Origin of the sequence: Flavobacterium tructae (genome assembly GCF_001853485.1) — a bacterium.
In the GTDB taxonomy this organism is placed as follows: domain Bacteria; phylum Bacteroidota; class Bacteroidia; order Flavobacteriales; family Flavobacteriaceae; genus Flavobacterium; species Flavobacterium tructae.
This window is the reverse complement of record NZ_MIKE01000023.1, coordinates 17,045-36,595: the sequence shown is the minus strand read 5'-3', so window position 1 is coordinate 36,595 and position 19,551 is coordinate 17,045. Positions and strand designations below refer to the sequence as shown.

Here is a 19,551-nt window from a genome sequence, read left to right as displayed (position 1 = left end):
TGTGTGTATTTAAAAATTCGTTTTTAAAACGATTCGATGTAAAAGAGAAATCGAAGGCAAACGAAAAAAAGGACAGAGTTTTAGCAACAGAAGCACATATAACAAAAAGTGTTATAAGTATATTTTTTAGGAAGAATGTAATACGATCTGCTTTCGGTTGTTTTCAAAATATGATTTTTTTGGTTTCAAATATTATTTTAAACTCTACTAATCCTATAGACAAAGTTAATTTTAATATAATAAAAACCAAAAATTTGTTTATTTTTTTTTGAAAAAGATAGAAGTATTTAGTGTTTTTTATTTAGCAATTGAGTGTAACTTGTTGTTAATTAGTGATTTATTGTTTTTTGTAAGATGTTGTAAAAAAGTAGATGCTTATATTTTTACCATTAAAAAATGTAGTACTTTATACTTAATTTTCTAATTTTTAAGGTCTTATCTCATTTTAAAATAAAGAAAAAACGTCAGCTAAAAGTTGTTAGAGTCTTCAAAAGAAGATTTTTTTTTAAAACGTAACTTTTATAGCTACGACTTTATTATAAGAATGATGGATGGCAAATGCATTTTTGGATTGAGGTGGGATAATGAAATAGATAAGTTGATTAAAGTGTTGTGAATTAGTTGTTTGTGTGTCAAGTTGTGCGTAATTTTATAGGTTGTAGGGGCATCCGAAAGGAAATTTCCGGAATACAAGGAGTCAAAACCTCTAATCCTAAAAAGCTATTTGATTTTTTCGGGGAGTAATCCAAAGAATTAGGCTAAATTTATATTCTAAAAAAGTGATAAGAGAGACTTTAGAAAAGTAAAAATTGATGTTTTTACAAAAAGTATTTTTTGCTTAAAAAACGACCGTTATGATTAAAGTTGAAGAAGCATTACAAAGAATTGAAGCGAACTGTATAAAAATGCCCACGAAGCAAATAGCGGTAAATAAAGCATTGGGGTATATTTTGGCCGAAAAGGTGATTTCGCCAATCAATATGCCTCCGTTTCGTCAATCGTCGATGGACGGTTATGCTTTTATTCATAGTATAAAACACCAATATGATATTGTAAGTACTTTTCAGGCGGGTGATCATTCCAATTTGAAATTAAAGGCAAATGAAACAGTTCGCATATTTACAGGTGCTTTTGTACCGGATCATGCAGATACGGTAGTAATGCAGGAGCATGTGATCGCCAATAAAGATTCTATTTTGATTGCCGTTATGCCTACAAAAGGCACTAATGTTCGCTTAAAAGGAGAACAAATTGCGAAAGATCATGTTGTTTTTGAAGCAGGAACTTTAATAACTCCTGCCGCAATTGGTTTTTTAGCCAGTTTAGGAATCACAGAAATTGAAGTGTACAAAAAGCCGAAAGTGGCCATTTTGGTAACAGGAAATGAATTGGTAAAACCTGGTGAAAAACTAAAAAAAGGAAAAATTTACGAAAGTAATTCCGTTATGCTTCAGGCCGCTCTTGAAACGGCAGGAATAAGTAAAACAAAAGTCTATCGTGTAAAAGACAATTTGAAAGCTACAAAAAAGGCATTAAAAGATATTTTAAAAAAGTATGATATGGTTTTGGTGTCCGGCGGAATTTCAGTAGGAGATTATGATTTCGTTAAAGAAGCTTTATTACAGAATGATGTAGAAGAGCATTTTTATAAAATCAACCAAAAGCCGGGGAAACCGATGTTTTTTGGGTCAAAAAATGGAACCTTAGTTTTTGCTCTACCCGGAAACCCGGCTTCATCACTGACCAATTTTTATATTTATGTTTATCCGGCCATCAGAAACAGAATTGGGCTTTCTGAAATTCACAGAGCAAAAATAGTCCGAACGCTAAATTCGGATGTTAAAAATGATACAGGAAAAACATTATTTTTAAAGGCAAGATACGACGAAACAAATGTTACCGTACTGGACGGGCAAAGCTCCGCAATGCTCAATACATTTGCCGTTGCCAACGGTTTGCTAATCGTTCCCGAGGATGTGGAAGCCTATGAAAAAGGGACTTTGGTGACTGTATTGCCGATAGATTAGAAGAATTTTAGATTGCAGATTTTAGATTGTAGAACAAAGAGGCTAGAACCAAGAAAAGGGGGATGTAAACAAAGACCTATAAGAGGAGCAAACCTGAAACCTGAAACTTGAAACCTGAAACTTGAAGCAGATAAACGATTAAACAATAAAAAAATGACCCTATTAAGTTCCGAAAACCTATTACTATTTAGTTTTGCATTAATTGTTATTGCATTTTTATATTCTAGTGTGGGGCATGGAGGAGCATCGGGGTATTTGGCTTTGATGACCATTTTTGCTTTTCCGGTAGCGGTGATGAAACCTTCAGCTTTGTTGTTGAATTTGTTTGTATCCAGTATTTCGTTTTTCTTTTATTATCGGATGAATTATTTCAGGCCAAAACTGTTTTATCCCTTTGCAATCGCGTCAATTCCGGCAGCATTTATAGGCGGTTTTGTCACATTAGATAACGGTATTTATAAAGTAATTTTAGGAGTAGTCCTGGTTTTTGCAGCGTTAAGGCTGTTTGGAGTTTTTAATTTTAAAGAAAAAGAGGCTGTTAAAATTAACCTGCCGTTTGCCTTAACAATTGGTTTTGCAATCGGATTATTATCGGGAATGTTGGGAATAGGGGGCGGTATAATTTTAAGTCCTATTTTATTGTTTTTGGGATGGGCGTCTGTAAAAGAATCAGCGGCCATTTCGAGTTTATTCATATTTGTGAATTCTTTTGCGGGAATGTTAGGTTTTTTTATGGGCGGAAAAACAATCCCTGTCGAAAGTTTTTATCTAGTTCCGATTGCAGTTGTAGGAGGAGTATTGGGAGGATTTTATGGAAGCGGTTATTTCTCAAACAAAACTTTAAAAGTAGTTTTAGGAACCGTAATTTTAATGGCAAGCGTCAAATTGATTTTTCCTTAATAATGGAATAATAAAAAGATAGAATGTAATCTTTATCTTTTAATGTTAAACTTTCTCTCCTTTCAACGTGAAACCTGAAACAAAGAAAACTTGAAACAAAGAAAACTTGAAACTTGAAACAAAGAAAAACTTGAAACAAAGAAAACCTGAAGCAAAAACTAAAAACAATGGAAACACTAACAGCATTTATTCTTTGTGGAGGAAAAAGTTCCCGGATGCAGTCGGAGAAAGGATTGGTTTTGTTTCGGGGAAAGCCTTTTATAGAGCATATAATCAAGGCTATTTTACCTATTACGGCAGAAATTAAATTAATTACTGCTTCAAAAGAATATGATTACCTCCCGTATCAAAAAATACCGGATGTTATTGCAGATAAAGGGCCATTAGGTGGTATTTATACTGCTTTGTTGCATTCTGAAACCGAATTTAACCTGATTTTGAGCTGTGATATTCCGTTAATTTCAACCGAATTGTTACAGGAGTTACTCTCAAAACATACGGAAGAAGCCGGAATTACCGTTTTTGCTTCCGAGAGCCGAATGCATCCACTGATTGGAATTTATTCCAAAAAGATGATCCCTTTTATCAAAAAGGCTATTGATACGGATGCACTAAAAATGATGGATTTATTGGCCCGAATACCGCATCAGATTATTAATCTGGATGAAAGTGAAATTTTCCCTTTGACCAATATTAATTCGGCTGACGAATTAAATGATTTGAATGCCAATTTAAGTTAAAAGAGTATGCAAAGCTTGAAAATACCAAAACTAACGATTGTAGGCGCAGGACCGGGTGATGCTGAACTGATAACGATGAAAGCTATAAAGGTTTTAGAGCAGGCCGATGTGGTTTTGTATGACGCTTTGGTCAATGAAGAGTTGTTAGCGTATGCACCAAATGCAGAAATTATTTTTGTGGGAAAACGATTGGGCTGTCATGCTTACACGCAGGATCAGATTAACGAACTGATTGTGTCAATGGCAAAGCGCCACGGGCATGTGGTTCGCTTAAAAGGAGGCGATCCGTTTGTTTTTGGAAGAGGGAGTGAAGAAATTGAATTTGCAGAACAATTTGGAATCGAAACGGCAATTGTTCCCGGAATTTCATCTGCGTTGGGAGTTCCTGCCTCGGCCGGAATTAGTGTTACACAGCGCAAAGTGGCCGAAAGCTTTTGGGTCATTACCGGAACAACCTCAGATCATAAACTATCGAAGGATATTCATTTGGCTTCTAAATCGGATGCGACTGTAATTATTTTGATGGGAATGCATAAATTAGAGGAGATCATTGCTATTTATCAGCAGAACAGAACCGACAATCTTCCCATCGCCATTATTCAAAACGGAACGAAAAAAACAGAGCAAAAAGTGATTGGAACTATTGGTTCAATTGCTAAATTGGTTGCTGAAAAAAATATAACATCGCCGGCTATTATTGTCATCGGCGAAGTAGTGAAAAATACATCAAGCTGGATTTCTTATTTTCAGGAACATTTTGATGATGAGTTTATTTTTCAGAATTTAAATTTATAAAATGATTGAGATTAAATATTTTGGAGCTGTTGCCGAAAGAACCCAATGTGAACTTGAAAAAGTACCTTTTTCTGAAGTGTCACTGCAGGAATTATTACGCGATTTAGACCAGAAATACCAATTTGATTCGCTTGTTTTCAGCGTAGCAGTAAATCAAAAGATAGTTTCAAAAACAGTAGATTGTACTTTGCAGACGAATGATGTGGTTGCCTTATTGCCGCCATTTGCAGGAGGGTAATCAAAAAGTAGAGCGTCTGTAAAGAAGTGAAAAAACATACAGATTTATGGGGGCCGAATTCATGAATTTTTCTAATTCAAAATAATAATTCGTGAATTCGTGGCTAAAAAAAACTTTTAATCTGTAGCAAAAAAAATAGAAGTAATGAGTAAAAATGTATTTGTAGAAGGGCCAATCAGTCCTGAATTTATAGCCGAGTCGATCGCAAAGCACCAATCCAAACACACGATTGGGGCGCACAATATTTTTTTAGGACAAGTTCGTGCCGATGTGATTCATGACAATACCGTTGTAGCTATAGATTATTCGGCTTACACGGATATGGCCAACGAAGCTTTGCACACCATTCGCGAACGAGCGTTTGCTAAATTTGATTTGACCTGTATGCACATCTATCACAGTTTGGGCGTTGTAAAAGCGGGCGAAATTTGTCTGTTTGTCTTTGTCTCGGCACCGCGGCGCAAACAAGTTTATGAAGCAACAGAAGCCATCGTAAACTGGATTAAAACCGATGTACCCATTTTTGGTAAAGAAATGTTTGAAAACGATACCTTCACCTGGAAACAGAATTCCTAATAAGACACAATGGTAGATATTACGCATAAAATAAGTACTTTAAGAAAAGCAACCGCAACCGCAATTGTAAAAGTAAGCAAGCAAGAAACAATTGACGCGGTGGAAAATAATTTAGTGCCCAAAGGAAACGTACTCGAAATGGCAAAAACAGCGGGATTGTTTGCGGTAAAAAACACGCATTTATCGATTCCCGATTGTCATCCTATTCCGATTGAATTTACTTCGGTGGAATACGAAATTAAAGGTTTGGAAATTCATATCATCTTTACGGTAAAAACCGTTTATAAAACCGGAGTTGAGGTAGAGGCGATGCATGGAGCATCAATCGTAGCCCTTACCATGTACGATATGCTGAAACCGATTGATAAAGAAATCGAAATTTCGACTATAAAATTAATTCAGAAAGAAGGCGGGAAGTCGTCTTTTAAGAATAGATTCCCGAATACAATAAAAGCAGCTGTTTTTGTTTGTTCCGATTCTATTTTTGCGGGCGACAAAGAAGATCGTTCGGGAAAAATTATAGTCGAAAAATTAAGTTCATACGGTGTTGAGGTGTCACATTATGAAATTATACCTGATGAACTTGATAGTATTCAGGACAGAACAAAAGCATTTGCCAAGGAACATCAATTGGTGATTTTTACTGGAGGTACAGGCTTGTCTCCAAGAGATGTTACACCGGAAGCTTTATCGCCAATTTTGGAAAGCAGGATTCCCGGGATTGAAGAAGCAATTCGGGACTATGGACAGCAAAGAATGCCTTATGCGATGTTGTCCAGAAGCGTAGCCGGAACTTTGGGTAAGAGTTTAGTTTTGGCTTTGCCGGGTTCGACAAACGGAGCAAGAGAGTCTATGGATGCGGTTTTTCCGCATGTGATGCATGTTTTTCATGTTTTAAAAGGTAAAAATCATGACAGCCTTTAACACTAGTTTGACAGATGGTTTTGGACGCAGACACAATTATCTGCGCATTTCGCTGTTGGAAAAATGCAATCTGCGTTGTACGTATTGCATGCCGGCGGATGGAATCGCGCTTTCTCCAAAAGCCAGTTTAATGACTGCCGATGAGGTTTTTAGTATCGCTCAGACTTTCGTGCAATATGGTGTTGATAAAATAAGATTAACTGGCGGTGAACCACTTTTACGAAAAGATTTTCCGGAAATAATTTCAAAACTGTCCGCTCTGGATATTTCAGTTTCGATTACTACAAACGGAATTTTGATCGATCGTCATATTGATGTTTTAAAGAAGTTTAAAATTAAGAAAATCAACTTAAGTCTGGATACGCTGGTTTCGTCAAAATTTAGTTCGATAACGCTTAGAAATCAGTTTGATAAAGTTGTCGATAATTTGCATTTACTTTTGAATCATGATTTTCAGGTAAAAGTAAATGTCGTTTTAATAAAAGGTTTTAACGATAACGAAATTGTTGATTTTGTTAAACTAACCCGGTTTTTGCCTATTTCGGTTCGATTTATTGAGTTTATGCCTTTTGCGGGAAACGACTGGGACCGGAGTAAGATGATTTCGCAAAAGGAGATTCTTTCTTTGGTAGGAAACCGTTTTTCACAGCAGGAAATTATCAAGCTTAAAGACGAAGATAACTTCACAGCAAGAAGTTATAAAATAAAAAACTTTCAGGGAGATTTCGGAATTATAAGTTCAATTACAAATCCGTTTTGTGACAGCTGTAACCGAATTCGCTTAACTGCCGATGGAAAAATAAAAAACTGTCTTTTCTCTAATTCAGAAACCGATCTTTTAACGCCTTTTAGAAAGGGAGAATCGATAACTAACTTAATTTCAGCAGCTGTTCAAAGTAAAAAGAAAGTCCGTGCCGGAATGGTAACGATTGATGAAATGAATGATCCTGCAAAACATTTTGATAACCGAAGTATGATTGCGATCGGGGGGTAAATTGTTAATTATGAAAAAGCCTTTCTCTTGAAATCTGGGATCGCTCAGGGAGATATTCGGTTTGTTGGGCTGTGCGAAGTCAAAGCCTTTTAAGTGCAAAAAAAAGGTTCAACTTGTATAAAGTCAAACCTTTCTTAAATATTATTTTTTCTTTTTGGCTTTTGCCTTTTTTTGAGCTTTTGCTTTCTTTTTTGCAATTTTTTTAGCTTTAGCTTTATCCTTCGCTTTTTTAGCTTTTTCTTTTTTCTTAGCTGCAGCTTTTAGTTTTGCTTTTTTAGCTTTTTCTTTCTTCTTATCATTTTTAGCTTTCTCTTTTTTCTTAGCCAGTTTCTTTTTGGCTTTGTCTTTCTCTTTGTCTTTCACTTTTTTGGCTTTTTTAGCAGCTTTATCTTTTTTAGCTTCTTCGATTTCAACTGCCTGATTAGTATTTTCTTCTTTTGATTTAGCAACAGCTGGTTGAGTAACTGTTTTTTCTGCTGGTTTAGCAGGGGGTGTTACTGTTTTTTTTATCGGTGCTTTTGCTACTGCTGGTTTTGTTGTAGTTGGAGTCGCTGCTGCGGTTTTTACGACCGCCTTAGCAGGTGTTTTTGTTGTAGTTGTTGCGGCTTTTGTAACAGAAGCAGCTGGAGCTTTAGGGGCTACTGGTTTTGCTGCTGTTGGTTTTGCTGCCGCTGTTGTTTTAACGGGTGCCGTTTTACGAACGGGTGCTTTTTTAACAGGAGCGTTGGCAGGTTTTACATTTTCTGTAGCTGGCTGAACAACTTCAGGTTTTACAGAATCGATTTTGTCCGGTGCGCTTTCTTCGGGTTTGTTTTCCATATTTTATGTGCTTTTAGGTAAGGTTATCGTCAGCAATGTAACTAAATTGTTAACTCATAGTTAAGTAAAGATAATTATAAAACATGGTATTCAATGTTAAGTTTTCTTATAAAATTTAAGGTTAAGTGTTTGAAAGTGAATTATTTGTTTTTTTAGCCGAAATATAAAACCGAAATCTCTTAACAATTCTACATGGAAAATGGGAGGAGTTGATTGTTAATTGTGAAATGCAAACTGTGTACTGCAAACTGTACACTGAGCTCATTAGCCCAGATGGGAGTGACATCCTTTTGTACCGGGGTTCGGGACAAAAGATACAACGGACAGCTGGAAACAGCTTCTTATTGGGAATATTGTTTTGGATATTTTTCAGTTGTGATCGGAGATAGTGAACACAATTGTTTGAGAGGGGAGAGGTGCGGTGTAGAGACGCATTGTAGCGCCTCTACAAATGTTTGCAAAATGAATTATTTTTTCTTTCCAATAAATCGGATTACGGAACCTTTTCCGTTGTGGAAAAGACCTTCATTGAGTTCAATTTCTTTTTCTTCCAGTGTGATGATCTCATAATTTGGAAAGTCAGATTTGATTTCTTCAATGGAAAACAAAGAAGCAATATCTTTAGGTCCGCCAACTTTATCATTTATGGCGAGGTAGTCTAAATGCTTTTTGCTGAATGCTTCAAAAATGATACAGCCGCCTTTGCGCAGGTATTGATCCAGTGTTTTGTGTATTGCTGATTTAATTTCTGCCGGAAAGTGTGCATAAATTAAAGCGATGGCATCAAATTGCTCCGGTTGATAGTGTAAGGTTTCTAGTTCTCCAATCTGATAGTCCAGAATGACATTTTCGGATTCGGCAAGTTTAAGGGCTTTGTTTTTCCCTTCTGAACTAATATCAAATGCCGAAACTTTCCAGCCTAGTTTAGCAGCAAAAACGGCATTTCGGCCTTCACCTTCAGCGGGAAAAAGAATAGTCCCGATGTCTTGTTTTTCTAATGATTCTTTTAAATAATTGTTGGGTGCGGTGCCGTAAGCAAATTCTTCGGCGCTGTAACGGTCGTTCCACCGTTCGGTCCAGGAGTTGGTCATGATTTAGATATTGAAATTAATTATTAAAGGTTTGTGATCGCTTAGCATTGTCCAGTCTTGATAAGTACCAACTTCTACACGCTCTAAAACGTTCATAAAATCTTGTGAGGCAAAGCAGTAATCCAAATGATAGGGTTTGTTTTCATGGCGGTAAAGATATAAAGTAGGATGTTCTTCTTTGCCCTGTTCCTGCTTGAAATATTTATGATACGTACTGAAAATCTTTTTTTCGCCCAGTTTGTTTACAACGGTTGTGTGATTTCCTTCTCTTCGGGGTTTGTCCCAAATCGTGTTGCTGTTGAAATCTCCAATTAAAATGGTTTTGTTTTCCTTTATCAGATCTTCATAATAATTGATCGCTTTCCAGACTTGAGTTACGTATTGCCCATCTTTATCCTGGGGATTATTGGCCCAAATGGCAAATAAAGTAAAATCAACATCTCCGCCTGTAACCGCTATGGGTAAAATGTTTTTGAAAAGTGGATTATGACAATCCAGTAATTCAAATCTATAATTGCTATAGGAGAAAACGCCAAGTCCTTTGTGCGGATTGGTTCCGTACCAAAGAATGTCGTTTGGCAGTTTTGCATCGGTTTGAAATTTTAAATTTTCAGGATTTTCACATTCTGAAATTACGGCAATATCAGCATTATAAGCGTCAAGAAATGTTGCTTTTTTTCTGAATGCCATATTACAATTCCATGCTATAATTTTCATAAGCTGATTTTCCTGTCTGAGAAAAGATCCTCTTAAATATACCAAATTAATGAGTTTTATCAGGGAATTTGCTGAACAAAAAAATGCCCTTTTCAGAAATCGAAAAGGGCAGATCGCATATTGTGATTTTTAGTAAAAAGATTACGTAATTGTACGTAATTTTTACAACAAAGAATACTCAGTTGCTTTGTTTGAAAGTTCCATCAGGTTTTTTACTTTTAGTTTTTTCATTAAGTTAAAGCGATGAACTTCGGCAGTACGCTTACTGATTTTAAGGGTTTCTCCAATTTCCTTATTCCCTTTTCCGGATAATAAAAGAGACAGAATTTCTTTTTCTCTCTTGGTAATCGTGATTTCTTCGGCTAAAGCTTGTTTACGTCCTAATGAAACAGTACAATGAACAAAGTGATGAATCAAAATTCCCGAAACATCGCCGCTGTAATATTTTCCTCCGTTTAGAACGGTATGTAAAGCTTTTAAAAATTCTTCTTTGCTGGAATCTTTTAGTAAATACCCTTCGGCACCTGCTTTCAATGCACCTAATACATATTCTTCAGATTCATGTGTGGTGAGTATAATAATCTTAACCTTATTATTTTCACTTCTAAGTTTTTCTACTACTTCAATACCGGTTAAATGCGGCATACGTATGTCTAGTATTAGTAAGTCCGGCTCACTTGAAGCAACAGCTTCGAGTGTATCGATTCCATCTGTAGCTTCGCCTACAACTTCTATGTTTACTTCGTTTTCCAACAAAGATTTTATTCCATCCCTTACAAAAACATGATTATCCGCGAGGACTACCCGAATCGTTTTACTCATTATTTATTTAATTGTTACTTCAAGACCCTACGTATATTGGTCTAAATTGTCTACGCAAATATACGTAATAGGAATGAAGAATTACACAGAAGATACCGAAAGGAATTAACCTTAATTTAAAATTAAGTTAAAGACCTAAAGAGGCTTTTATCAGATTTAAGTTTTCTTCAGTATAATTAATCTTTAAGGCTTCCTGATGCCCTTTGTCAGACATTTTATCCCAAGTCTTCTTAATGATGTTTTTGAGTTTCTCTTCATCGTGTTTGTGCACAAACGGATCCAGATAATATTCTAAGAAAACCAAACAAATTACATCTTCCAACAGTTGTGTTTCGGCATCTTTTTTTAGAAGCTTCTTTTCAATTAAAAAGGAAACCCGATCGATAAATTCAGAAGCATAGCCTGCTTTTTTCAGAATTTCGGCTGTAGTTTTTGCGTGAAATTTTTTAAGTTCTTCTCGCCATCTCAAATATCCAACACGATCCATTGGATACGATTCACGTGCCACCTTCCATCGACAGATGTGTTGTGCTTTTGAGGCAATCTGAATAGCTTCTGAAGCTTCAGGCTCAAATTGCATCAATCGTTTGTACATTCGATCAGAATACAATAATTCTTTTGGGTACTCCGTATTTTGAGCGATTTCGATATTAGGATCCTGAGCATTCTCAGCATCAATCAACTGGCTGGCTTTTTGAAAAGGTGTATTCATTTTTTAGTAAAATAATAGAGTTCAAAGATACAGAAATTAGTTGTTTCGTAAATTTTTTCCACAAGGAGAAGGGATTTGTTTTACTCCGCATTATAAAAAGGTAGTGTCTGGCAGTATTTTTTAGGTATTAAGTTTATTTTAGCAATTGTGTTATTTTTCTTAATTTTAATACTAGGTTCTACTTAAAAAAATCATAAAAAACGGGCAGTATTGATTTTTGGCTCGGTTTTTTCTAGTGTGAAGGCATAATGAAAAAATTTAATGATATGAAAAAAGTACTTTTACTATGCGCCCTAATGTCTGTGATCTTAAGTTGTAAGTCGGTTGCAGTTAAAAAAACAAACACGAAAGAAACAACTTCTCAAACAACTTCAGAAGAAGATCTAAATGTTTATTTTAAAGCTACTGGAAATGAACCATTTTGGGGATTGAAATTTGGAAAAGATAAAATTGTTTTTACATCATTGATCGAAGGAATGGAGTCTATTAGTTTTGATGCCGTTGAACCCATCAGAGCAATGGATGCTAATGTAAAAATGTATAGAGTAAAAAGCGGAAAAACAGAGGCTACTATTACCGTTCAGCAATTCGAATGCACGGATTCAATGTCAGGTGACGTTTCACCTTATACGGTTAAAGTAGAAATGAACGGTAAAACTTTAAACGGTTGTGGTAAGTATATTACGGATTATCGTTTGCATGATATATGGGTTTTAGAGGAGTTGAATGGAAGAAAACTAACTTCTTCTGACTTTCAAAAAGAAATGCCACGTATCGAAATTAATGCTGCTGAGAATACATTTTCAGGATTTGGAGGCTGTAATAATATCGGAGGGAAAATTTTCTTCGAAAAAGGATTGTTGAGATTTTCGGATGTAATTTCGACTTTGATGGCTTGCATGCCGGCGAATAAAGAAGGTGAATTTGTAGAAACATTGCAAAAAACAACTACTTATTCAATCGAGAATTTAAGATTGACACTTTCTAATCCTGATGGGAAATTATTAGTTTTTAGAAAAGTAGACTAATTCCCGTTTTATAAATAAAAATAAAATTTGCCATTCCGATTGCGATAAATTTCTAAAGATTAATGCTGAAAAAACAGTATTGGTCAGGAAAATTCGCTGATTGGAATGGCAAATTGTTTTTGGATAATAATCCGAAGGGTAAAAAATACACAACTTGCGTAATTAGATCTATTTTACTTATTTTTCGGGCTGATTTTTTCTGATATAATGGCGATGTAGTATGAAAATAGTACAATGCAATTGGACTATATTGAAGATACAATCGATATTATTCCAGTTCTTTTGTTTTCGGTTCTTCTTCGTCTTCAATAAAATCAAGTTCTAAGGCTCTTACGGTCTGAACTGCATTTCCGGCAATACCACGAATCGAGCCGTACATTCCCAGAGTATTGTGCACTACTTTTTCAATTTGCTTTTCGCGTTGTTTCCAGATACGCTGCATGGCTCTTTTTTCAGATTCCAAATCACTTTGCATTTGCGTAAAACCCTCGACAATTCCTTCTACCTGTAAGCGGAATTCATTGCTGGTTAAAAAATCATAGAGCATCGACATCTTATCTCCTTTGTTCTCCTGTGCCTGAACGGCCTGGCTAACTTGTATTAAAGATTGACGTAAAACAGCACTTAATCCTTTAAATTCTTCATAAGTACAAATCCAGATCCCGTCGCGCATTCCCATACGATCCATTCCGGCAGGCATCACCTCAGTCACTAAAACCCCAATATTGGCCTTTTTGGTTCGGATGTCATTCTTGAATTTCTCAATCCATGCAGGCTGGAAAGCTTTGGTACGCTTACTTTCATAATATATAGAACCACAATTTTGTACCTCTCGGGTATTTACAACCTGAAGACAGTCGGCTCCATTAGCTCCCTTTTTTACTTCATCAATAGTGTCTAACGGAAAATTACTGGCCAGCCATTCCTCAATTGCGAGTTCCATGACTTCACCCTGCAATTGCATGGAGCCTTGTTCCTGCTTGCGTTTCATTTCCTCAATCAGCTTTTTCTGATCATCAGATTGTTTTTGGTATTCTTTTATTTTTAGTTCGTTTTTTTCCTCTTCCTGCTTTCGGATTTTGTCGCGTTCCAGAATCAAAGTAGCGTTAAGCTGTTTTTGAGCTTCCGTTTCGATAGCCTCTTTCATTTCGAGTTTTTCACGTTGAAGTTTCGCAATTTCACCTTCCATTTTATTAAGTTCACGAAGTTTCTCTGATTTCTCCGAAAGTTCTTTTTCCATTAGAAGCAAGCGATCTTTGTTTTCTTCTTCGAGTTTGGTTTTTAATTTCTGAGAAATTTCTTTTTCGGCTATTTTTCTTTCGCGTTCCAGTCTTTCGGCAAAAAGTTCGTTTTCCTGTTTTTTCTTGGCTTCAAATTCAGCTTTTGCTTTTTCGAATTGCTCGTTTTTAAGTTCCAGTTCTTTGGACTGAGCGCTGGCTTTTTGTTGAAATTCTTTACGGATACTATCTTCCAATTGATGTTTCAAAACATCATTTACATCGATTGGTGTGCCACAATTTGGGCACTGGATTGAAGATTGCTCAGCCATTTTTTGTTGATTTTATTTAGGATGGTAATATTCTGCTAAGATATTTAAAAAGCAGGTTTTTTTTGCTACTAAATTTTATGAATTTTCAGGAAGAAAATATTTTTGAAAAACAAAGAAATTAAGATATAGTAATCTTTGTTTTGGAGATTGGAGTGATTTTGCGTCTAAAGTAGCATAAATCTGATTCATTCAGACGATTCTAAATCCACTAGTGCAATAGTAGTTTTTTTCTTAGTTTTTAAAATAATGTATTCGGTTGCTGAAAGAGTTCTTTTACTTCTTTTTCAAAACAGTTCCGAATTGTGTAAAAAACACATTTTTAGAATGATATTTTTTCTTTTTTGGATTAGTCAAAACAATAAAAACTAGATAACATACAATTATTTTACAATAAGATAATATCTTTTTTCCAGTTGTTAATTAAATATTTTTATAAAAAAAACTATCAAATATAAATAATTGAAGATTGATTTGTTTTAAAAGTTTATCTTTTTAACAGATTTCTTGTTGATTTTGTGTTTGAAATAACAATTAACAAAAAGACCATTATTTTGAAAAAAAACTACTTTATTGCTGCAGTTTTTCTGCTTCAATGTTGCATTTCCTTTGGACAAAAACAGAATCCAATTGGTTGTGGAACTCAATTATCTCAAAAGGAAGAGACTGCATTTGTGAAATCGCTTTCTAAAATTAAAACCTGGAAAAAAGGAAATACAAAGAAAGCTGCTACTGTTCCTTATATTATTCCGGTCGTGTTTCACATTTTGGCCGACGGAACGAATATTAATAATGTTTTTACCAAAGAGCAGATGAAATGCCGAATCGACGATGCGCTGCTAACGGTGAACAAGGATTTTAATGGTTTGTTTCCGGGGTATGCTATGACCGATCCTCGTTTTGACGCTGTTAAAAGTAAACTGAACATTCAGTTTGTCTTGGCGACTGTAGATCCGGAGGGCAATCCTTTAGAAATTCCGGGTTTAGACTGGCATCCCGAGGCACACGTTGCAGACGGCTATGATGCTAAAATTTATGACTACATCTGGTACGGTAAAAACAGCAGATATTATCTGGATGTTTTGGTGGTTGATGAACCCAATACAGGACAGGGGCCTACCGGTTCAGGACATGCATTTTTACCCATTCAGGATGCAATACCGCGCGTGGCTTTCAATCACAGGTACATTGGGAGTACCTGCGGATCACATGCAAGTGCTACTTTTGCAAAGGTAATGACACATGAGTTTGGTCATTATTTTGGATTAAAACACACTTTTCAGGATGATTGTGATCCGGTAAACGACGGGATGGCTGATACCCCTCCTACCAAAGTTGCTGAAGGCTGTACCAGAAATGTGCTAAACAGCTGTGGAGTTTATGCCAATGCCGAAAATCACATGGATTACAATACGGAATGTCAGAATATGTATACCCGCGATCAGACAAATGCAATGACCTATTGGCTGGAAGATAAAACGGTTGCCAAATATCCAAGAGGGGTATTATGGGATCCGGCTAATCTTAGTGCAGTAGGGGTTATTGAAAGCGATCCAACGGCTAATTTTAGCAGCAGTACAACCGCTATTTGTTCCGGAAAAGCAATAGCTTTTAAAGACGTTTCTTTAGGATTGCCTAATTCAAGGGTATGGACATTTGAAGGAGGAACTCCGGCAACCTCTACAGATCAAAATCCGACGGTGACATATAACACATCAGGAAAGTATAAAGTAACTTTAAAAGTAACCAACTCACAGGGAACAAATACGAAAGAAGTAGCCAATTATATCGAAGTAGATCAAAAATCAAATGCAAATTATACGGAAAGTTTTACAGGTGTTTTTCCTCCGAGAGGATGGGAAGTGATGAATCCGGACAAAGGTCTTGGCTGGGAAAAGCGAAAAGGAGTGGGGCATAATGACAGTTCGTGTATGATTATGAACAATGCTGATAATTCGGTATTGGGAGCTTTGGATTATATCAGATTGCCTTATTTCGATTTTACGGCCGGACAAAACAGTCAAATGTATTTTGACGTAGCATATACCAAGTTTGATGATGTAAGCCCTGATGTTTTAAAAGTACAGGTCTCGACTGATTGCGGACAGACCTGGAATGATGTTTATTCGAAAACGCACACGGTTTTACAAACCACAGCTGTTCCTACTGCTCAGGCCAATAATTGGATACCGGTTACAGATGCCAATTGGCGAAAAGAAGTAGTCGATCTTACTGCTTATATCGGGAACAGCAATGTCTCTATTCGTTTTGTAAACGTATCGGGCTATGGAACGCGAATTTGGATTGATAATGTAAACGTTGCGGTTACACAGGCTGCTACTCCGGTTTCTGATTTTGCATCCAGCATGAGAGATACGCGTTGTACAAGTCTTACGGCTCCATTTGTAGATGTTTCAACAGGAAATCCAACGTCCTGGAACTGGTCGTTTCCTGGAGGAACACCGTCAAGTTCTACAGATCAGAACCCAACAGTAATCTATGAGGTACCGGGATCTTATACCGTAACACTAGCTACTAAAAATGCCAATGGTAGCGGAACAATAACGACTAAAAACAATTTTATAACCATTGTTGATCCTTATAAAACTTCTTTTACCGAAGGCTTTGAAGGTTCTTTTCCACCAACAGACTGGGAAATTATTAATCCGGACAATAAATTAGCCTGGGAACAACGCATTGGAGTAGGGCGTAACTCCTCCTCTTGTATGGTTATGAATAATGCCGACAACGATAAGGTGGGTGAGGTAGATGAAATTATTCTGAGACCAGCTGATTTATCAGTTGGAGTAACCGATTTTTCATTCGATGTTGCCTATGCTAAATTTGATGCCGTGAGCCCGGATGCTCTGGAAATTCTTGTTTCAAAAGATTGCGGACTGACCTGGGAAAGCATTTATAAAAAAACGCATATGGAACTGGAAACATTTGAAAGCGCCGATGCCAACAATTGGATTCCGTCTTTAGACTCGCACTGGAGAACTGAGAGAGTTACTTTGTCCAGATTTAAAGGAGAACCGAACGTTTTATTTAAATTCAAAAACACTTCTGGATTTGGCGCAAGAATATGGATTGACAATTTGAAATTTAATTTTGATAGCAAAGAAACTCCATTCTCAGAATTTGTTTTGAAGAGCGATAAATTGTGTAGTGATCTTCCAATTGCATTCAAAGATAATTCAACAGGAGAACCTACGGCATGGGTATGGTCATTTCCGGGAGGTACACCGTCTTCTTCAACAAGCAAAGAACCTACCGTGGTTTATGATAGCGCGGGAACTTATAATGTAACTTTAACTGCTTCTAATGTTTATGGAGCAGGAACTGTGATGACAAAAAACGGTGTGGTGGTCGTGAAAAGTAAAAACAGCCTTCCGTTTTTAGAAAATTTTGAAGGAAGTTTTCCTGTTCAGGATTGGCAAATCATTAATCCGGGTGAAGATGCTATTACATGGGAAAAGCGTTCGGATGTTGGTAAAGGAGACTTATCCTGTCTGGTAATCAATAATGCCGACAACCCAACCGCTAAGGTTGATGAACTAATTTTAAAGGCAGTTGATCTTTCTTCTGCTGCAACACCTTATTTGTATTTTGATCTGGCTTATACTCAATATTTAAGCGTTTTTGATCCTGAACCAGCTCCCGATAAGATTGATATTCTCGTATCTTCAGATTGTGGTGTGACCTGGACGAATGTGTATTCTAAAAATCAAATACAGCTGCAGACTGTTTCACCTCCAATTCAGGATGATCCTGCAACCACTACATCAAACGAAACAAACGATTGGACTCCAACCAAAGATTCTGACTGGAGAGCCGAAAAGATCGATTTAGGTATTGTAAAGCAACAGAAAAATGTTTTAATTAAATTTAAAAGCACTTCAGGCTTTGGAACCAGAATCTGGTTTGATAATTTAAAAGTAGACAACGGTCCTAATTTGGCGGTAACGAAACCAAGAGAAATAAACAACCTGAAAGGAGTTCAGGTTTATCCAAATCCGTCTGCTAATGTTTTTCATGTAGTAACGCCATCATCGGCGGATAGTTATACCGTTACAGTGCATAGTGCAGAAGGAAAAATGATTCATACCGAAACTTTTTCCGGAGGGAATAACACAGAAAAATCAATTAATTTATCGGGGAAAACAAGAGGGGTATATTTTCTTAATGTAACTTCTTCAGCGAAGAAAACTTTCACTCAGAAAATCATAAAGCAGTAATTTAGGCTGTTATAAAAAGAGAGAGACTGTGTCCGTTGGGATACAGTCTCTTTTTTATGTAATGATTTATCAGAAAATTGACCCTCCACAAAAAAAGGATCAAATTTTGAAATTAAACGATATCCACAACAATTTTTCCAACAGAAGAACTATCACTAACCGCTTTATGAGCGTCCATAGCAGTATCTAAAGTAAAGTTTCTGGGATCAATAAGGGGGTTTAATTTCCCTTCTTCTATAAATTTTGCAGCTTCTTTTAAAATATCTCCATGATGTTTTCTGCCCTCACCACTAATCATCGGGTGTAAAACAAAAACACCATGTAAACTTGCAGATCGAAGTGATCCCGTCGCCAATGCATGCGTTCCAAAAGCATAGCAACTGGCAATCTGACCATAATGACGGATAGCAGCAAAAGAATCATCCAAAGATTGACCTCCAACCGTATCGTAAATAATGTCAAAACCTTTTCCGCCTGTAAATTGTTTTACATAATCTTCAACTTTTGCTGTCTTATAATCAATTGGAGTTGCTCCATATGATTCAACGATGGCGGCTTTTTGAGGAGAAACAGTCGCATAAACATCAGCACCAAAAATGCGGGCCAACTGTACGACCATGTGTCCAACACCTCCGGCTCCGGCATGAACCAAAACCTGATCGCCTTTTTTTACTTTTGCCCTGTCAATTAGACCCTCCCAGGCTGTTAGCAATACAAGCGGAACGGCTGCAGCCTCTTTCATACTTAAATTCTTTGGTTTTACAGCGAGTAAATCGGCGTCAACAGCAGTGTACTCTGCTAATGTTCCCTGAAGTCCCAAAACACCTCCGGCGAGCCCGTAAACTTCATCACCAACTTTAAAATCGGTAACGTTTTTTCCAACTGCTTCAACAACACCGGCAAGATCAGTTCCTAATATTGCTGGTAAAACGGGCGAGGCATAGGGTGAAACCCCAATACGAATTTTGTTATCGATAGGATTAACACCACTTGCGTGAATTTTGATTAAAACCTCTCCTTCTTTTGGAGTCGGTTTTTCTATTTCAGTACTTACAAAATCAGATTCGTAAGTAGTCGTTAAAAGTGCTCTCATTGCTAACTTTGATTATAATATTTGTGCTGTTTTGTAAACCTGAATGGGCGAGGAGATTAAACCTTCACTTTGTTTAATAAAATCCTGCAGATACTGTTGATTGTTGTGAATATCAAGGCCTGGTTGGTCTTTCCATTCTTCCCAAATAATAAAAATATTTTCGCTGTGATGCAGATCATATCGAATACAAGCCTCTTCTTTTCTGGTTTCAGTAACCAAATGGTTTAACATGTTTTTGATTTGCGCTGTATTTTCCGGTTTACTTTTTAAAATAGCGGTAATTGAGATCAT

The 19,551-nt window shown here is 36.5% G+C and carries 18 protein-coding genes; 10 read left to right on the top strand and 8 right to left on the bottom strand.

Translation table 11 applies throughout. The features are described from left to right. Nucleotides 1–854: 854 nt before the first annotated feature. The 8 genes from BHE19_RS11125 to moaA all read left to right on the top strand — a co-directional run bounded on the left by BHE19_RS11125 (nucleotide 855) and on the right by moaA (nucleotide 7,194). Nucleotides 855–2,027 (top strand): molybdopterin molybdotransferase MoeA, encoded by a 1,173-nt coding sequence (locus BHE19_RS11125; protein ID WP_070907183.1) that lies wholly within the window; start codon nucleotides 855–857, stop codon nucleotides 2,025–2,027. 153 nt (nucleotides 2,028–2,180) lie between these two features. Next, nucleotides 2,181–2,927: a sulfite exporter TauE/SafE family protein gene (locus BHE19_RS11120; protein WP_070907182.1), complete on the top strand. Its 747-nt coding sequence runs from the start codon at nucleotides 2,181–2,183 to the stop codon at nucleotides 2,925–2,927. A 167-nt stretch (nucleotides 2,928–3,094) separates the two neighbouring features. Beyond that, the gene (locus tag BHE19_RS11115) at nucleotides 3,095–3,667 is read left to right on the top strand and encodes a molybdenum cofactor guanylyltransferase (RefSeq protein WP_070907181.1); all 573 of its coding nucleotides are present in this window, start codon (nucleotides 3,095–3,097) and stop codon (nucleotides 3,665–3,667) included. A gap of 6 nt (nucleotides 3,668–3,673) precedes the next feature. After that, nucleotides 3,674–4,462 (top strand): uroporphyrinogen-III C-methyltransferase, encoded by a 789-nt coding sequence (gene cobA / locus BHE19_RS11110; protein WP_070907180.1) that lies wholly within the window; start codon nucleotides 3,674–3,676, stop codon nucleotides 4,460–4,462. A 1-nt stretch (nucleotide 4,463) separates the two neighbouring features. Continuing rightward, nucleotides 4,464–4,700 (top strand): MoaD/ThiS family protein, encoded by a 237-nt coding sequence (locus tag BHE19_RS11105; RefSeq protein ID WP_070907179.1) that lies wholly within the window; start codon nucleotides 4,464–4,466, stop codon nucleotides 4,698–4,700. A gap of 144 nt (nucleotides 4,701–4,844) precedes the next feature. Then, nucleotides 4,845–5,276: a molybdenum cofactor biosynthesis protein MoaE gene (locus BHE19_RS11100; RefSeq protein ID WP_070907178.1), complete on the top strand. Its 432-nt coding sequence runs from the start codon at nucleotides 4,845–4,847 to the stop codon at nucleotides 5,274–5,276. A gap of 9 nt (nucleotides 5,277–5,285) precedes the next feature. Then, nucleotides 5,286–6,200, top strand: coding sequence for a bifunctional molybdenum cofactor biosynthesis protein MoaC/MoaB (gene moaCB, locus BHE19_RS11095; RefSeq protein ID WP_070907177.1), 915 nt, complete (start codon nucleotides 5,286–5,288; stop codon nucleotides 6,198–6,200). Next, a complete protein-coding gene (gene moaA / locus BHE19_RS11090; RefSeq protein WP_070907176.1) occupies nucleotides 6,187–7,194 on the top strand; it encodes a GTP 3',8-cyclase MoaA in 1,008 nt (335 codons plus the stop codon). Before moaCB ends, moaA begins: the two co-directional genes overlap by 14 nt. A 141-nt stretch (nucleotides 7,195–7,335) precedes the next feature. Here the strand turns inward: moaA and BHE19_RS11085 are convergent, their stop codons facing one another. From BHE19_RS11085 to BHE19_RS11065, 5 genes are all read right to left on the bottom strand, one after another. Further along, entirely contained in the window at nucleotides 7,336–8,013 is a 678-nt protein-coding gene (locus tag BHE19_RS11085) for a hypothetical protein (RefSeq protein ID WP_070907175.1), read from the bottom strand. A gap of 467 nt (nucleotides 8,014–8,480) precedes the next feature. Continuing rightward, on the bottom strand, nucleotides 8,481–9,104 hold the full coding sequence (locus tag BHE19_RS11080; RefSeq protein ID WP_070907174.1) for a class I SAM-dependent methyltransferase: 624 nt from the start codon (nucleotides 9,102–9,104) through the stop codon (nucleotides 8,481–8,483). Between the two features lie 3 nt (nucleotides 9,105–9,107). Continuing rightward, on the bottom strand, nucleotides 9,108–9,821 hold the full coding sequence (locus tag BHE19_RS11075; protein ID WP_070907540.1) for an exonuclease/endonuclease/phosphatase family protein: 714 nt from the start codon (nucleotides 9,819–9,821) through the stop codon (nucleotides 9,108–9,110). 162 nt (nucleotides 9,822–9,983) lie between these two features. Continuing rightward, a complete protein-coding gene (locus BHE19_RS11070) occupies nucleotides 9,984–10,643 on the bottom strand; it encodes a response regulator transcription factor (RefSeq protein WP_070907173.1) in 660 nt (219 codons plus the stop codon). A 127-nt stretch (nucleotides 10,644–10,770) separates the two neighbouring features. Next, nucleotides 10,771–11,355: a DUF4202 domain-containing protein gene (locus BHE19_RS11065; RefSeq protein WP_070907172.1), complete on the bottom strand. Its 585-nt coding sequence runs from the start codon at nucleotides 11,353–11,355 to the stop codon at nucleotides 10,771–10,773. A gap of 266 nt (nucleotides 11,356–11,621) precedes the next feature. Here BHE19_RS11065 and BHE19_RS11060 point away from each other — a divergent pair, with 266 nt between their 5' ends. Further along, entirely contained in the window at nucleotides 11,622–12,383 is a 762-nt protein-coding gene (locus tag BHE19_RS11060; RefSeq protein ID WP_070907539.1) for an META domain-containing protein, read from the top strand. A gap of 268 nt (nucleotides 12,384–12,651) precedes the next feature. On the opposite strand, the gene BHE19_RS11055 is transcribed toward BHE19_RS11060, so the two are convergent. Beyond that, complete coding sequence (locus BHE19_RS11055; protein ID WP_017495971.1) at nucleotides 12,652–13,932, bottom strand: DUF2130 domain-containing protein; 1,281 nt, start codon at nucleotides 13,930–13,932, stop codon at nucleotides 12,652–12,654. Nucleotides 13,933–14,483: 551 nt separating this feature from the next. On the opposite strand from BHE19_RS11055, the gene BHE19_RS11050 reads away from it, so the two are divergent. Continuing rightward, entirely contained in the window at nucleotides 14,484–18,167 is a 3,684-nt protein-coding gene (locus tag BHE19_RS11050) for a PKD domain-containing protein (RefSeq protein ID WP_123923542.1), read from the top strand. A 112-nt stretch (nucleotides 18,168–18,279) separates the two neighbouring features. Here BHE19_RS11050 and BHE19_RS11045 read toward each other — a convergent pair whose 3' ends face one another. Both BHE19_RS11045 and BHE19_RS11040 read right to left on the bottom strand, forming a co-directional pair. Beyond that, on the bottom strand, nucleotides 18,280–19,260 hold the full coding sequence (locus tag BHE19_RS11045) for a zinc-dependent alcohol dehydrogenase family protein (protein WP_070907170.1): 981 nt from the start codon (nucleotides 19,258–19,260) through the stop codon (nucleotides 18,280–18,282). A gap of 12 nt (nucleotides 19,261–19,272) precedes the next feature. Then, complete coding sequence (locus BHE19_RS11040; RefSeq protein ID WP_017495969.1) at nucleotides 19,273–19,551, bottom strand: putative quinol monooxygenase; 279 nt, start codon at nucleotides 19,549–19,551, stop codon at nucleotides 19,273–19,275.